Origin of the sequence: Sphingomonas sp. ATCC 31555 (assembly GCF_000282895.1) — a bacterium.
Taxonomy (GTDB): Bacteria; Pseudomonadota; Alphaproteobacteria; order Sphingomonadales; family Sphingomonadaceae; genus Sphingomonas.
This window is the reverse complement of record NZ_ALBQ01000014.1, coordinates 135,296-150,502: the sequence shown is the minus strand read 5'-3', so window position 1 is coordinate 150,502 and position 15,207 is coordinate 135,296. Positions and strand designations below refer to the sequence as shown.

9 protein-coding genes are annotated in these 15,207 nt (G+C 66.4%); 1 reads left to right on the top strand and 8 read right to left on the bottom strand.

What is annotated here, in order from left to right; genetic code table 11:
• Position 1 precedes the first annotated feature (1 nt).
• From B215_RS0108045 to B215_RS19780, 3 genes are read right to left on the bottom strand one after another with little or no spacing between them, the layout of a single operon-like run.
• A complete protein-coding gene (locus B215_RS0108045) occupies positions 2-1,330 on the bottom strand; it encodes a cytidylyltransferase domain-containing protein (protein ID WP_019369131.1) in 1,329 nt (442 codons plus the stop codon).
• On the bottom strand, positions 1,323-2,318 hold the full coding sequence (locus B215_RS0108040; protein WP_019369130.1) for a KpsF/GutQ family sugar-phosphate isomerase: 996 nt from the start codon (positions 2,316-2,318) through the stop codon (positions 1,323-1,325). Before B215_RS0108040 ends, B215_RS0108045 begins: the two co-directional genes overlap by 8 nt.
• Positions 2,315-3,499, bottom strand: a complete 1,185-nt coding sequence (locus tag B215_RS19780) for a hypothetical protein (protein ID WP_019369129.1) — start codon at positions 3,497-3,499, stop codon at positions 2,315-2,317. The genes B215_RS0108040 and B215_RS19780 overlap by 4 nt, the downstream gene beginning before the upstream one ends.
• Before the next feature lie 318 nt (positions 3,500-3,817).
• On the opposite strand from B215_RS19780, the gene B215_RS0108025 reads away from it, so the two are divergent.
• On the top strand, positions 3,818-5,755 hold the full coding sequence (locus B215_RS0108025) for a hybrid sensor histidine kinase/response regulator (protein ID WP_019369128.1): 1,938 nt from the start codon (positions 3,818-3,820) through the stop codon (positions 5,753-5,755).
• Positions 5,756-5,766: 11 nt separating this feature from the next.
• Here B215_RS0108025 and B215_RS0108020 read toward each other — a convergent pair whose 3' ends face one another.
• The 5 genes from B215_RS0108020 to B215_RS0108000 form a co-directional block, all read right to left on the bottom strand.
• Complete coding sequence (locus B215_RS0108020; protein WP_236704427.1) at positions 5,767-6,471, bottom strand: Crp/Fnr family transcriptional regulator; 705 nt, start codon at positions 6,469-6,471, stop codon at positions 5,767-5,769.
• Between the two features lie 216 nt (positions 6,472-6,687).
• Positions 6,688-7,626 (bottom strand): DUF808 domain-containing protein, encoded by a 939-nt coding sequence (locus B215_RS0108015; RefSeq protein ID WP_019369126.1) that lies wholly within the window; start codon positions 7,624-7,626, stop codon positions 6,688-6,690.
• 162 nt (positions 7,627-7,788) lie between these two features.
• Complete coding sequence (locus tag B215_RS0108010) at positions 7,789-10,419, bottom strand: glycoside hydrolase family 3 C-terminal domain-containing protein (protein ID WP_019369125.1); 2,631 nt, start codon at positions 10,417-10,419, stop codon at positions 7,789-7,791.
• 22 nt (positions 10,420-10,441) lie between these two features.
• Complete coding sequence (locus B215_RS0108005; RefSeq protein WP_026009071.1) at positions 10,442-11,983, bottom strand: tryptophan halogenase family protein; 1,542 nt, start codon at positions 11,981-11,983, stop codon at positions 10,442-10,444.
• Between the two features lie 68 nt (positions 11,984-12,051).
• Positions 12,052-14,886 carry a TonB-dependent receptor gene (locus B215_RS0108000; RefSeq protein ID WP_019369123.1) on the bottom strand — a complete coding sequence of 945 codons (2,835 nt, stop codon included), beginning with the start codon at positions 14,884-14,886 and terminating at the stop codon, positions 12,052-12,054.
• Positions 14,887-15,207 lie beyond the last annotated feature (321 nt).

Here is a 15,207-nt window from a genome sequence, read left to right as displayed (position 1 = left end):
TTCAAAACGCCCCGCATTCGGCGAGGATCGCATCCACGTCGCGACCGCGCGCCGCCTGCATCCGGATGCGTGCCTCGTTCGACAGCACGTTCCAGGCGGCTTCCTCGATCTCGGGCCACAGCGCCCGCGGGACCGCCACTATCCCATCCGCATCGGCAAATACCACATCGCCGTTGGCGATGGTGACGTCGCCCATAACAATCGGGCGGTTCATTGCCTTCAGCGTGCCTTCGTACTTGATGTCGTCGCAGGTCTGGCCGCGGGCATAGACGGGCAGCCCCAGCGTGCGCACATCGGCGGTATCGCGTGTCGCCCCGTCGATCACCGCGCCGACCGCGCCCGAGCGGATCGCGAGATTGGCGTTGAGATCGCCGAAATAGGCATATTCGGGCAGATCGGTGGCGACCATGATGACGTCGCCCGGCCGCACGAAGCGATAGGATTGCAGCGCGCCATAGATGCCGTTCCACGGCCCATCGGGCGAGCGATCCGGCCGCTCCGGCAGCGCGCCGAGCTGGACAGTCTTGGCGCGACCGAGGAACTTGCCGCCGCTGGTCGGGCGCAGCGCCTTGGGCAGGACGACGCGGTGGCCGCGCTCCTTGAGGATATCCGACAATACCGGCGAAGAGAGGTGCGGCAGCATCGCGCGGAAGCGCGTCACCTCCGCCTGGCGATAGCCTGCGGCGACCGTCTCTGCGATCACCAGATCATGATGGTGGTTGATGTCGATCTGTTCGATCGGATCGAGATCGAACAGGATCGGCCGGGTGCCGAAGCGGCGCGTGGCGGCGCCCTCGCCGGTGCGGCGGACGATGTAGAGGCTCATCGCCTCCACGATCGTTTCCGGCAGCTCGACACTGTTGGGAATGCGGCCGGTGCCATAGGCGGGGCCCTGCCCGGTCCAGCAATATTGCTTGGCGCGCGTGACCGCGACGAGGCTGTCCGCCTCCGGATCGGCAAGCAGGCGTTCGATCGCGCGGCCGATCGTCTCGGCGGTGACGAACGGCGCGGTGCAGAGCAGCTGGATCCAGATATCCGCATCGGGGCGCTGCGAACATTCCCAGGCGAACATGGCATGCCCGTCGGTGGCGTTGCTGGCCAGCTCGGCGGGGCGTTGCAGCCAGGTGACCGGCAGGTCGTCCGCAAGCGCTGCGATGCCCGCGCTTTCGGTGTCCAGGCACACTTCGGTGATCGCCGTGCAGTCGAGCGCCTGAACAAGCTTGCGCTTGAACAAGTGTTCGCCATCCAGAATGCGGGTGTTCTTGTCCGCCACCCGCTCACTGCTGCCCTTGGCAGGCACGAAGGCGACGATCTTCAGAGGCTTAGCCATTCAACATATCCTTGGCATGGACCATGCCGTGCAGACGTCCCTCACCGTCGACCACGGGCAGCACCAGAAATCCCCCTTCGCGCTCGCGCAGCATCAGCATCGCATCGCCGAGCGTGGCGGCGATATCGATCACCTGCGGATGCGGCTGCATCAGCGTAGCGGCGGGCGTATCGTACACGTCGCGGCGCGACTGAAAGTGGCGGCGGACATCGCCGTCGACCACCAGGCCGAGCAGCAGGCCGTCCCGATCGACGACGCAGGCAGCACCCATCCGCCGCATCGACATGACGGCGAGCAGATCGGCCACCGGCGCATCGGGCAGCACGGTCGGCAGATCGTCCCCAACGCGCATTAGCGTGCGCACCGGAATCGACTGGCGGCCGAGCAGGCCGGCGGGATGATGGCGCAGGAAATCCATGCGAGTGAAGCCGCGTGTCTGGCTGACCGCCACCGCCAACGCATCGCCGATCGCGAGTTGCAGCGTCGTGCTGGCGGTGGGCGCCATGCCGATATGATCGGCCTCGCCTGCGATCACCGCGGGAATGAGGATATCGACCGCGCGGCCGAGCGGCGAGTCGGGCCTGCCGACCACACCGATCAGCACGCATGCCCGCGCCTTGAGCAGCGGCAGGATGCGCAGAATCTCATCGGTGGTGCCGCTGTTCGAGAAGAGCAGCACGACATTGCCGTCCTGCACCGCGCCGAGATCACCATGCGCGGCCTCGCCGGCGTTGAGCGCGAAGGCGGGCGTGCCCAGGCTGGAAAAGGTGGCAGCGACCTTGGCGGCGATCAGGCCCGACTTGCCCATGCCGAGGCACGTCAGCGGGCTGGCATGGCCGGCAATCACCGCCACAGCGTCGCCGAGCGACGGCGGCAGCACCGCTTCGAACGCCTCGAGCGCGCGGCGTTCGGCGGCGATCACCTCGCCGGCCCAGGCGAGCGCCGGCGAGGCGGCCTCCCGCGTGCGCGCAACGGCACCGAGCTTCATGCCGCCACCTCCAGCGCGGGGTTGCGCACGTTGATGCGAGCGATCGCCGCATCCCAGCGGCCGGGATCGACCGGACGGAGCGCCCGATCGATGACCGTCGCGCCGGTAAGCGCCGGATCGGTGGGATAAAAGGCTTCGTTCGCGAGGTGGTAGGCGAACCAGCGGCGGGCAGCCGCGTCCTCTGCCCGAGCGGCCTTCCCGGTTGCCACCGCCTTCACGAACGCCGCCAGGTCGCCTCGATCGCGCAGCCAGTCGGCGCTGGCGAAACGCGAATGGCGCAGCATCGGCCGGCCGAATGCCGCCGCCAGCGCGAAGCTCTTCGAATCGTGGAGCAGCACGCCATCGACATGCCGCGCCAGCGCGGTGGTGGGCGATACATCGAAGATCGGATCTTCGACATAGACGACATCGTCCAGCGCAAGGACGTAATCGAGGAACGCGTCGCGCTCGACATGCAGCGCGTTGAGCGGATGATCGGTTACGAGAAGCGTGGCGCGGCCCTTCACCGCGGCCGCCGCCTGCGCAACAAGATCGCGATTGCTTGCGCCGCCGGGGCGGTGCTGGAGGTAGAAATTCTCCTCATGCTCATATTCGAGCGGAAGCAGCAGCGTGGGGCGACCCTCGTGCAAGCCCAGCGTGCGGTACACGTCCACGCGATCGAGACAGGCGGCCTGCCAATAAGCCTGCATGTCGGCCCAGGCCGGCGCGAACAGCGCCTCCAGCCGGGCCGCATCGCCGGGGGCCAACTCCGGCATCGCGCCATTGACGAACGGGCTGTCGGTGAAATGGACGGTGTTGGCTGCCGAGACGAGATCGAACGGCGTCGTCACCGCTTCCATGATGTAGCGCACCACGCCCGGGAAAGCGCGCGGCGTATCGAAGTCGGCGGTGCGGCACAGTACAAGATCGGGCGCCAACCCGCGAACATAGGCAATCAGCCCGTCGCGGTCGGCGGGAACGGTACGCAGGGTCGGGTGATCCTCGCCATCGACGATCGCCCATTGCACCGATGGCAGATCGGTGCAGCGGCGCAGTTCGTCCTCGCCCAGGCCGGTGTTGCGCCAGGGAGCGGGCGCGAGAACATGCACCTCCGCGACGCTGGCGACGCGCCGGAGGAGCGGCTCGACGATATGTTCGAACCACCAGGGCGTGACGACGGGCAGATAGAAGAGAATCCTCACGCGCGGGCGCCCGCCCGCGTCGATGTCGGCTTGCCGCCGGTACGTTGGATCTGCTCCGCCATGCCTACTCCGTTGCGCGGTGAAGGCACATTTTCGGCGCCCACCCGTACCTTATAGGAACAGCACGCACCGGCTGGCCGACGACGATAGGAAAAACTTGCCTAGTGCCGCTTTCGGCACCACCGAAGCGCGACGACCGCAGCACCTCCACCCCGAAGCGCCGCTACCTTCCAAGCGATGCATTTGACTTTCAGACGGAAGTACTCGTCTGTTGCAAAAGATGGCCAAACACGGCCACGGCAATAGGGGCCGTTCTGCGTGCAACGTTCGCTGATCCTGATGGGCCTGACCGGGCTGTTGCCGATCGTCTTGCTGGGGGCCGTCTATACGGCGGTCTCGTTGCGCGAACAGCGGAACGCGCTGGATCGCCAGGCCGTGATCGCCAGCCGATCCACCGCCCGGCTGGTGGGGCGCGAAATCGCCGCCAACCTGGACGCGGTGAAGATGATCGGGCGATCACCGACCCTCGATAGGCCTTTGGACCTGGATCGCTTTACGCGATTGGGCATGCGGCTGATGGAGGATCACCCCAACTGGTCCCGGATCAGCGTCGCAGATGCGGGTGGCAATCGCGTGCTGGACCTGCCCGAGCCGATCGGCGGGCGGCTGGGCAAGGTCGTCGAGCCGGAAAGCCTGGCGGCGGCGGTGCGCACCGGCCAGCCGCAGGTGGGCATCGTCGCGGCGGGCCCGGGCGGCGGAAAGGCCTTCGCCATTCGTGCGCCGGCAGCCCGGGCTTCGGGCGTCCGCTATGTCGTATCTGCAGTGCTCCGCGTCGAGGCAATGCGGCCACTGCTGGTGAACGAGGATGTGCCGCCCAGCTGGCGGGTGCGGCTATTCGATCGTCGCGGCACCCTTGTCGCCCAGGCGGGCAAGGCGCCGGCGGGCCCCGTCCATGCCGTGCGTACCCGCGTACCCGAGCTGGGCGGCGGCGAAGTGCGGGTGGAAGTACCCGGCGGCACCTTTGCGGCGCTGACGCGGCAGGCGCGGATGGTGCTGATTGCCGGCGGCATTGTCGCACTGCTGCTGTTCGCGGCGCTCGCGCTGCTGCTGGCGCGCGAACTGCGCCGGTTTCGCCAGCGCGAAGCGGCGGCGGTGCAGGCGCAGCGGCTGGAGGCGCTGGGTCGCCTGACCGGCGGCGTGGCGCACGACCTGAACAATCTGCTGACGCCCGTGCTCGGCGGACTGGACCTGCTGCGCGGCCGCTGCGCCGAGGATGCGAAGGCGATGCGCTATATCGACAGCGCGACGCAAAGCGCGGAGCGGGCACGCGGGCTGGTGGCGCGGCTGCTCGCCTATTCGCGGCGGCAGGCCCTGACCCCGGAAGCAATCGACGTGCCGGCGATGCTGCACGAGCTGCACGAATTGCTGCAGCGATCGGTGGGCCCGTCGATCGGCTGCACGATCGCCGCCGTCCCGCCGCTGCCGCCGATTTCCGCAGATCGGCATCAACTCGAACTGGCGATCCTGAACCTGGTGATCAATGCACGCGATGCGATTCAGGCGGGCGATCGCCCGGGCGGCCGCATCGCGATCCAAGCCCGCGCGGCGCGGCGCGACGAGGCGCGCGGGCTGCCACGCGGCGACTATCTGGCCATCGCCGTAGCGGACGACGGCTGCGGGATGGACGCGGTGACGCTGCGGCGTGCGGTCGAGCCGTTCTTCACCACCAAAGCGAGCGATCGCGGCACCGGGCTGGGCCTGTCGATGGTCCACGGCTTCGCCGAACAGTCGGCCGGCCGGCTGCTGATCGAAAGCGCGCCGGGCGAGGGAACGACGGTGACGCTGGTGCTACCGGCAACGGCCGATGCAGTCGCCGAAACCCGCATCCAACAGGCCCGACCGACGCGGACTACGCGGATCCTGCTGGTCGACGACGATCCCGCGGTGCGCGAGGCGGCGGCCGAAGTGCTGCGGACCCATGGCCACGCCGTTGCAGAAGCCGATTCGCTGGTCCAGGGCATGGCAGCGCTGCTGCAGGATGCGGCGATCGGCGTGGTGATCACCGATTATATGATGCCCGGCGGCACGGGGGGCGCATTCATCACCCGCGCCCGCGCCGCGGGGCTGCGTCAGCCCTTCCTGGTGCTCACCGGCTATATGGATTCGACCGAGGATCTGCCGGCGGGCGTGCCGCAGCTGCGAAAGCCATTTCGCGAGCGCGAATTGCTTCACGCGGTGGATGCGTTGCTCGGCTGAGGCCGATCCGATCAGAGCTCGCCCGGCTGCGGCAACCACGGCGGATCGGCGCGAAGGCGGCGCGGCGGCAGCGGGGAAATCTGGCGCAACGCCGCCAGATCGCACAGCACGATGCGGTGGCCTTCGCGTACGACCAGACCTTCGCGCTCCAGCAGCCGCATCGTCCGGTTCACATGCACCGAAGTGAGCCCCAGCACGTCGCCGATCTGCTCCTGCGTCAACGGCAGATCGAATGTCCCATCCGCCACTACGCCGATCGTGCTCAAGCGATCGTGCAAATCGAGCAGCAACCGCACCAGCCGCTCTCGTGCCGAGGATTTGCCCATCGACGCCACGATATCCATCAGCGCGATCCGCTCGATCTGCACGAACAGGAACAGCACCCCGCCCAATCGGGGATAGGCGACGAGCAGCTCGCGAAGCCGCGTCAACGGGACTGCCGAGACACGGCATTCGGTGATCGCGGTCAGCGTGTCGGCCGCGGTTTCCAGCGCCATGCTGGGCGTGCCCATCATGTCACCTGGGATATGGACCTTGATGATCTGGCGCTGGCCGTTGGGCAGGCGGATGGCGGAACTCGCCCAGCCCTCGAGCAGCATGTAGATCGCGCCCACCGGTTCGCGATCCCGCCGGATCACGGCGTTGCGGCGATACAGGACGGCGTCTTTCCCCAGGCTGCGCAGCACCTCCGCTTCTGCAGGTGATAGCGTTACCAAATCATCGAACCGCGTTAACGGAAATTCCTGCAAGCCCGATGCTCCCCGATGAGACGGCCCGTTCGCCGTCCACACTTTGCCTGAAAGGCGTGGCCGTTGCATGTCGGCCTTCCCCACAGCGACGATTAGCGGCGGGCGCTTCGGCTGGCAATCGCCCGGACAACGTAGCTAATATCTAACACTTTATGAAGGCTAGGCTTTCTGCCGAACCGGTCGTCAATGCCCCTTGCGCGGAATCACGTGGAGCAGAGCGACAATAACGCCGCCCACCACCAGCCCGGCCACGGCCGAGCCAAGCGCATAGACGAGCCAGGCGACGACAGCGCCCAGCGCGCCGGTCGCGGCGCCCGTTGCTTCGGACCAATGATGCAGCATGTGCGGGAGCGCGCCGAATCCGAATTCCTCCAGTCCATGCAGCAGGATGCCGCCGCCCACCCAGATCATCGCCGCCACCCCGATGTGCGACAGCGCGGAGAGCAGCACCGGCATCGCCGTGACCAGCCCGCGCCCGAACGCGGCGGTGCCGCCACCGCTGCCGGCGCGGCTAAGGTGCAGCCCGATATCGTCCATCTTCACGATCAGCGCGACCACGCCATAGACCCCCACCGTGATCGCCAGCGCCACAAGCACGAGCGCGCCGGCGCGCGTCGCGAACGACATGTCCGCCGGCAGCTGCGACAGCGCGATCACCATGATTTCGGCCGACAAAATCAGGTCGGTGCGGATGGCGCCCAGCACCTGGCGCTTTTCCAGCGCCTTGGGATCGGTGATCTCGGCAACTTCCTCGGCATGATGCTCGCCGCGCACCGCTTCGATGACCTTCTCGGTCGCTTCGAAACAGAGATAGGCGCCGCCCAGCATCAGGATCGGCGTCAATGCCCAGGGTGCGAACGCACTGAGCAGCAGTGCCAGCGGCAGGATCACCAGCAGCTTGTTGGCGATCGATCCAAGCGCGATCTTGCCGATGATCGGCAGTTCGCGCTCGGGCGGCAGCGCGACGACATAGCGCGGCGTGACCGCGGTGTCGTCGATCACCACGCCGGCAGCCTTCACCCCAGCGCGGCCCGCCGCCGCGCCAACGTCGTCCAGCGACGCCGCCGCCAGCTTCGCCAGCGCCGCGATATCGTCCAGCAATGCGACCAGGCCACCCGCCATGCAAATCCCCCTCGTGTTTCGGCTGGGCTAGCCGAGATGCAGCGGAAATGCACGGGGGCTATGTCAGATCCCATCGGCTTCAGCGCCGATAGACTCCCCGCCTTCGCGGAAATGAAGCGTTGGGGTGTGGGGCGGCCCCTTCGGCGCCCCATCACGGCGCGATCAATCGGGCAGGTCGACCGGTTCCTCGATCGTGAAGTCCGCCGACGCGCTTGGCGCACCGGTGCCCGGTTGCCCGCCGCCGACGGTCACGCGGTAACGGCCCGCCAGCACCCGATGCTGCCCCTCCACCGTCACGGCGCTCAGATCGCGCGGGGCGAGGGCGAAGCGCAGTTGCCGCGCCTCCCCCGGCTTCAGCGACACGCGCTGGAAGCCGCGCAGCGCCAGCCGCGGAGCACCCGGATCCTCGGGGAAGTCGAGATAGAGCTGCGCCACTTCGTCGCCTGCGCGGGCGCCGCTATTGCGCACCTCCGCCGTGATCGTCACCCCTGCCCCGTCCTTCTCCACCAGCGGCGCGGCATAGGCGAAGCGGGTGTAGCTGAGGCCGTGGCCGAACGGATAGACCGGCGTACCGGTGAAATAGCGATAGGTACGCCCCTGCATGCTGTAATCGCCGAAGGGCGGCAGATCGTCGACGCTGCGATAGAAGGTTAGCGGCAGGCGGCCCGAGGGGCTGGTCTTGCCCGACAGCACATTGGCGATCGCGGTGCCGCCCACTTCGCCCGGATACCAGGCCTCCAGAATCGCGGCGGCATGGTCCTTGGCCCAGCTGAGGTTGATCGGGCTGCCGTTCATCGCCACCACGACGAGCGGCTTGCCGGTTGCCCTGGCCGCTTCCAGCAGCGCCTGCTGATCCGGCAACAGATCGAGGCTGGTCTTGTCGCCCCCCTTGAAGCCGGGGATCTGCACCGGGGACTCCTCGGCCTCTAGATCGGACGTGATGCCGACCACCGCCACGAGCACATCGGCCCTTGCGGCGGCCGCCTTCATCTCCGCCATCGGATCGGCGACAATGCGCTTCCAGACGAGGTCGATGCCGGAGAGGACATGCTCGTCGGTTCGCACCTCGATCGGGTAGCGCTTGCCCTTGACCAGCCGCACCTCGCGCATCGTCGGCAGGCTGCCCCAACCGGATTTGGTGAGGTCGACAAAGGGCTTGCCCTCGAAGGTCATCGCGCCGCCAAAGCCGGTCAGGCCCAGGCGGTAGGTGCCGGTCTCGGGCGGCACGAGGAAGCCGGTCCAGATCGTGCGGTGATGCTCGGAGACGGTCGGCAGATCGAGGCTGCGGGCGGAGACATCGGCCTCGACGCGAGTCACCACCGGCGTGTCGGCGAACTGCATCTTGGCGGTGATGTCGCGGAAGGTGCCGGGGGCGAACTCCGCAGGCGGCGGCGTCACCGGGTTGAAGTAGCGGGCGAGAAGTCCAGGCTTGCCGTCCGGCGTGCGCAGCGCCGATCCGGGCACCGGGTCGCCATCGGTGACCGAGGCACCGAAGGGTGCGTAGCGGACATTGGCGCGCGGGAAGGCGCGACGCAGCCCTTCCACCACCGAGATCGGCTCGCCCGACTGCGGCGAAGAGTAATTGCCGCGCAGCACGCGCGGGGCATCGCCAAGCGGGCCGATCACGGCAATGCGGCTGCCGCGTTTCAGCGGCAACAGGCCATCATTCTTGAGCAGCACCAGGCTCTTTTCGGCCGCATCGAGCGCCAGGGCGCGGTGCGCCGGGGCGCCGACATCGCTGCGCTTGCCCGTCGCCGCGCGGATGCCCGGAAGATCGCCGACACGCAATCGGGCGGAGAACAGCCGCACCAGCGTGCGATCGATGTCGCCTTGCGTGATCAGGCCCCGAGCCAGCGCTTCGCGGTAGCGATCGCCCAGCCCCGCCGTGTCGGTAAGCGTGGCGCCGTTGCATTCATTGTCGACGCCCGCGCGGATCGCCGCCGCTACCGCCGCTGCACCATCGGGAGCATAATGATGGTTGTCGCTGATATCCTTCACCGCGTCGCAATCGGACACGACGAATCCCTTGAAGCCCCAGGCGCCGCGCAGATGCTCCTTCAGCAACATGTCGCTGGCGCAGGCGGGCTGGCCGTCGATGCGGTTATAAGCGCACATCACCGATCCCGCCTTGCCCTCGACGATCGCGGCGCGGAACGCCGGCAGATAGGTATCCTCCAGATCGTGGCGCGAGACGAACACATTGGCTTCGTGGCGCGTCGATTCGGGCCCGCTATGCACCGCATAATGCTTGGGCGTGGCGATCACATTGGGGAGGTCCGGATTCGGCCCCTGCATGCCGGCCACGAAGGCGACACCCATCCGCGCGGCGAGGAACGGATCCTCCCCATAGGTTTCCTGCCCGCGCCCCCAGCGCGGATCCCGGAAGATGTTGATGTTGGGCGACCAAGTGTCGAGCCCGGTGCCGATCCTCCCCATTCTTCCGGTTTCGCGGGCAAGCGCGTGAAGGCCGCGCACCTCGCGGCTGATCGCAGCGGCGACGTCATGAACGAGCGGCGCATCGAAGCTGGCGGCAAGGCCGATCGGCTCCGGGAAATTGGTGGTCGGTAGTGTGCCGAGCGCCCCATGGAGCGACTCGGTCCACCAGTTGTAGCGCGGGATGCCGAGACGCGGGATCGCGGGTGCGGCGTTGAGCAACTGGCCGATCTTCTCGTCGGGCGTGAGCTGCGCGACGATGGCGGCCGCCTTCGCATCGGCCTCGCTTGCGGTCTGCGCCAGCGCAGGCAGCGGCGTGAGCACAGCGGCCAGCAGGGCGGCGCGAATCGTGCGGTTCATCTGATAATCCCTTCTGCGGTCGTCAGACCGATTGCAGCCCGTGTTTGTGAATCTTGCGGATCAGGTCGCGGTGCCGCGGCAGGCCGGCGCAGAGCCGTTCGGTCTGCGCGGCATTCTCGCGCATCGCACGCTCGGCGAGGCGCTGGTCGCTCGACAGGGACTCCGGCTCGACTTCGCTGCGGAAGCCCATGCCGTAGAGGACATATTGGTAGCTGGCAGGCGGAAACACCTCCTCCACCCGATCGAACTCGTCATGGAACCAGGGCGGCTGGTAGCGCCACAGCGTGAGCAGCTCCTGCAGCCGCTCCGGGATCGTCTCGGGCAGCAGATTGTCGCGCCAGAAGGCCGAATCGGTGCGCTGCGTGAGCACATAGTGCAGCTTGAGGAAGTCGATGATCCGGCCCCAGCGATAGAGCGTGGTGGCGTTGAAGCGCTTCGCCACCACGTCCATCACTTCGCGCACCGCTGGCATCTGTTCGGCGATCAGCTTGGCCGAGAGCTCGATCAGCACGATCGCGGAGGCCTCCAGCGGCTCGAGAAAGCCGGCGGCAAGGCCGACTGCGACGACATTGTTCTTCCAGAAGATCTCGCGATGCCCCGAGCGGATCGGGATGCGGCGGACGCTCGCGTCGGCGCCGGCCGGCCCCAGATAGGCGCGCAGCGTCGCCTCGGCCTGGTCGTCGCTGGTGTGGCGGGTAGAATAGACATAGCCGGTGCCGCGTCGGGTCGGCAGGCCGATGTCCCAAATCCAGCCGGAATCCTGCGCGGTCGACAGCGTGTGGGTAGCGATCGGGGCGTTCTCTTCCGGATACGGTACCTGCGCGGCCAGCGCGGCGTCGCAGAACAGTACGTCTCCGCAATCCTTGAACGGCACCCCCATCGTCTGGCCGAGCAGCAGCGAGCGGAAGCCGGTGCAGTCGACGAACAGATCGCCTTCGATCCGCCCCGCCTGCTCGGTGTCGATCGCGACGATATCGCCATTCTCGGCCTGCTCGACCGAGCGGACATCGGCGAGCACGTGGCGCACGCCCAGCTTGGTGGTGCAGTGGCGGGTCAGGAACGGCGCGAACTTGCCGGCATCCAGGTGGTAGGCATAGTTGGCCTGCCCGTCATATTCGGGCGTCGCGATCGTCTTGGGGGCAAGCCCCGCGTCGCAGATCCGGCCCTGCGGCGTGACCGTGTCGCAGAAGCTGCGACCCTGTGCGTTGGCGATCCAGTGCGGCACCAGGCTCAGCTGGTGGAAGCCCTGGGGCAGCATGAGCGGGTGGTAATAGGCGTCGTCCTCGGCGCCGGTGGTCCAGCGGGCGAACAGCGCGCCCTGCTTGAAGGCGGCATCGCACTCGCGGAAGAAGTCGGTTTCGGAGACGCCGATCTTGGCGAGCGTCGTCCGAAGCGTGGGCCAGGTCCCCTCGCCCACCCCGATGATCGGCGTATTGGGCGATTCGACCAGGGTTACGGTGAAACCGCCGGGCATCCGGCTCTGGTGCCGGGCGGCAATGACTCCCGCAGCAAGCCAACCGGCGGTGCCGCCCCCGACGATGACGATGTTACGAACCCGTTTCACCCGTTTCGACCCGTGCAAAAAGAAGGGATGCCGGACGATACCGGCATCCCCAGTCGTGGGAAGAGAACTTAGAAGCGATAGCGCACGCCTGCGGTGAACCGGCGACCATAAGCGTAGACATCGAGCAGCTGGTTGGAGAACCGGCCATGCGTGCTCTGCACTTCGTCGGTGATGTTCAGGATTTCGCCGAACAGGTTGATCGCATCGTTGATCCGATAGCTCGCGCTCAGATCGATCTGCAGGCTCGAATTGACGAAGGTGGGTTCGGCACCGAACGCGCTGGTGTTCTGGAGCTGCCCGAACTGGAGCAGATATTTGTCGCGCCAGTTGGCGGCGGCGCGGAATTCGATGCCGTTCTTGTCGTAGAAGCCGACAAAGTTGGCCGAGTTGGCGAGGCCGGTCACCGCGAAGCCGCTCTGGCTGATATCGGTCGGGTCATAGGGTTTGTTGGTGCCGACGAAGGTCGCGTTGGCGATGAAGCCGAAGCCGCTGTCGCCGAACGTGTTCTGCAGCGCCAGTTCGACGCCGCGAACGGTGGCTTTGGGGCCGTTGATCCGCTGCGACACGGTGAACTGCGCCGGCAGCCCGGTCGACGGATCGACGACGCCGTTGATCGTCTGCCGCTGGGTGCCCTGGACGATGAAGTTGCTGACGTTCTTCAGGAAGAAGTTCACCGCCGCATAGGAATTCCGCGCATAATACCACTCCACCGCCGCATCGAAATTGTCGGCAAGATAGGGTTGCAGCGCGGGGTTGCCGCCATCGGCGGTCAGCGCGCCGATCCGCTGGCCGACGCCGATGTTCAGGGCCGGTGTGAGCAGATTGAGCGTCGGACGGGTGAGCGTCCGCGAAGCGTCAAAGCGCAGGTGCAGAGCGTCGGTCACTTCCAGCCGCATGTCCACCGACGGCAGCAGATAGGCATAGTCCGACTTGGTCGTAATCGCCTGTTGCTGGCCGAACGCCACCGTCAACAGCGTCGGATCGGTGGTGCTGGGCGTGATCGATACCGGCAACCGCCCGATGCCAGTGGAACTGACATGCGTCACTTCCTGGCGAAGACCGGCGTTGAAGAAGAAGGGCATGCCCGACAGATCGGCCTTGAAATTGGCCGAGACATAGAGCGCCCAGGTCTTCTCGCCGATGTCGCGCGTGCTGCCGACATCGTCCGCCACCGCAAACTGGCCGTTGAAGGTACCGCCGCAGCAACCGGTATTATAGCCCGGGATCGTCCTCGATTGCGGATTGCCCAAGCCGGTCAGGAAGTTCTGATAGTCGATGGCGTTGAAGTTGAGCAGAACCGGCGGCAGCGCGCCGCTATAGCCGGGCAGGAAGTTGCCGGTGCTTACCGTGCCCTTGAACAGGCTCGCCGGGATCGCCACGCCACCGCTGGTGCCCGACGCCGGGCCATAGCCCGAATAGGCCTGCCAGAAATTGTTGGCGAAGGTGTTGGCGCTGCGGAAGACGAACTTGTCGTCCAGATACGAACCGCCGACGCGCAGGGTCAGATCGTCCTGCTCCCACTTCAGCCCCAGTCGGCCCTGCTTGATCGTATCCCGATTCTTGTTGGCGATGTTGACGGTCACGTGGCTGCCGATTGCGGACAGATCGGCCCAGCGGCTGGTGCTGCCGCCCGCGCCATAGTTCTTCAGTTCGGGGATCACGTCCTTGCTGTCGCCGCTGATCGTAATGCCAAGCGACGGCCCGATGCCGAAGCCATAGCCGACATCGGCGCCGCGCGAGCTGATCCGATCGTCCGGATTGAGCCAGCTGTTCGACAGGCTGGCATCGCCTTCCACCTGCAGCCGATCGGACACGTCCCACTTGACGTTGAAGCCCGTCTGATTGGTGCGGCGCAGATTGCTGTCGGTCGCGGCGATGAAGTCGGTTTGCGATCCCGCCTGGGTGAAATCGACCGTCGTGCCGTTCTCGTCGAGCTTCACGTTGCGCAGGCTGCCCTGGTTGAACCAGATGCCGAAGCCGAAGCTTTCGGTGTTGATGCGCTGGTCGGAATAGTTGTTGTCGAGCGTGAGCAGCACATTGTCCGACGGGCGCCATTGCAGGGCGATGCGGCCATCGACGCGTTCGTCGCGCGTGTAGAGCTGCTGCGCGCCATATTGCTGTTCGAACCAGCCAACGACCGTCTGGCGATTGGTTGCGACCGCATAGGCGGCCGAGTTGACGTCGCTGGTCGGGTTGCAGGTCGTCGCGGTGGTGCCGGCGAGCTGGCATGGCGCATAGCGGCCGCCCGGCCAGCCGCGGACGAAGACATTGTTCGTCTGGGTATCGTGGCGAGTGTAGATCGCGTTGACGAGCACACCGAACGTATCTTCGGCGAAGGTCTTGCTGAGCAGGATGCCGCCGGTGGGCACGATCTTGCCGGCATCGTCCTGGATCGATCCGGATGCGGTGGCGGCAAAGTGGAATCCCGAACGATCGAACGGCTTAGGATAGGCGACGTTGATCGTCGCACCGATCGAACTCGACGAGAGCGACACGTCGGGCGTCTTGAGGACCGTCAGCGCGCCGACAAAGTCCGAGCCGACCGTTGAGAAATCGATTGAGCGGCCGCCCGTAGCGGTGGAAAGGCGGCGTCCGTCGACCAGCGTTTCGTTGAAGTCTCCGCCAAAGCCGCGGATCGTCACGCCATTGGGTTCGCCGCGGGGCCCGTCGCGCTGGATCGAGATGCCCGGCAGGCGTTGCAGCGACGCCGCGACGTTGGAATCGGGAAATTTGCCGATATCCTCGGAGGAAATCTGTTCGATCACGCCCGGCGCGTTGCGCTTGGCATCCAGGTTGCGCTGCAGCGATCCCCGGATGCCGGTGACGATGATCTCTTCATCCTGGGTTGGCGTGGTGGAGACCTGCGCCTCTTGGGCGTGGGCTGGCGCAAGAATACCCAGCACCAGTGCACTAGACGCACCCGTCAGGCTCCAGCGCAAAGCACGTGCGCGCCGACGTGGAACGAAATGATTGTTGTTGTTCCGAAAGTTCATACCCCCTCCAACAGTTCTGGGTTCGAAACTTGACGCGTCGTTGCACGCCACAATTCGCAGGCGCAGCGCCGTTGGCCACGCTTCATGCTGTCGGAGAAAAGATATACGCCTTCGCATCCGCAAAAAGGCGGCAAGCAATCCTCTCCGATTCATTGTTCTTCTGCGAATCTATAGAGACTGTATCGTCTTACGTTAGCGCTATCAACATCAAATTTGTCGGCGTAGTCGTCC

What these genes read in the sequence shown, in the direction of transcription:
- B215_RS0108045 (WP_019369131.1), bottom strand. Translation starts at nt 1,330, where the DNA reads ATGGCTAAGCCTCTGAAGATCGTCGCCTTCGTGCCTGCCAAGGGCAGC.
- B215_RS0108040 (WP_019369130.1), bottom strand. Translation starts at nt 2,318, where the DNA reads ATGAAGCTCGGTGCCGTTGCGCGCACGCGGGAGGCCGCCTCGCCGGCG.
- B215_RS0108015 (WP_019369126.1), bottom strand. Translation starts at nt 7,626, where the DNA reads ATGGCGGGTGGCCTGGTCGCATTGCTGGACGATATCGCGGCGCTGGCG.
- B215_RS0108010 (WP_019369125.1), bottom strand. Translation starts at nt 10,419, where the DNA reads ATGAACCGCACGATTCGCGCCGCCCTGCTGGCCGCTGTGCTCACGCCG.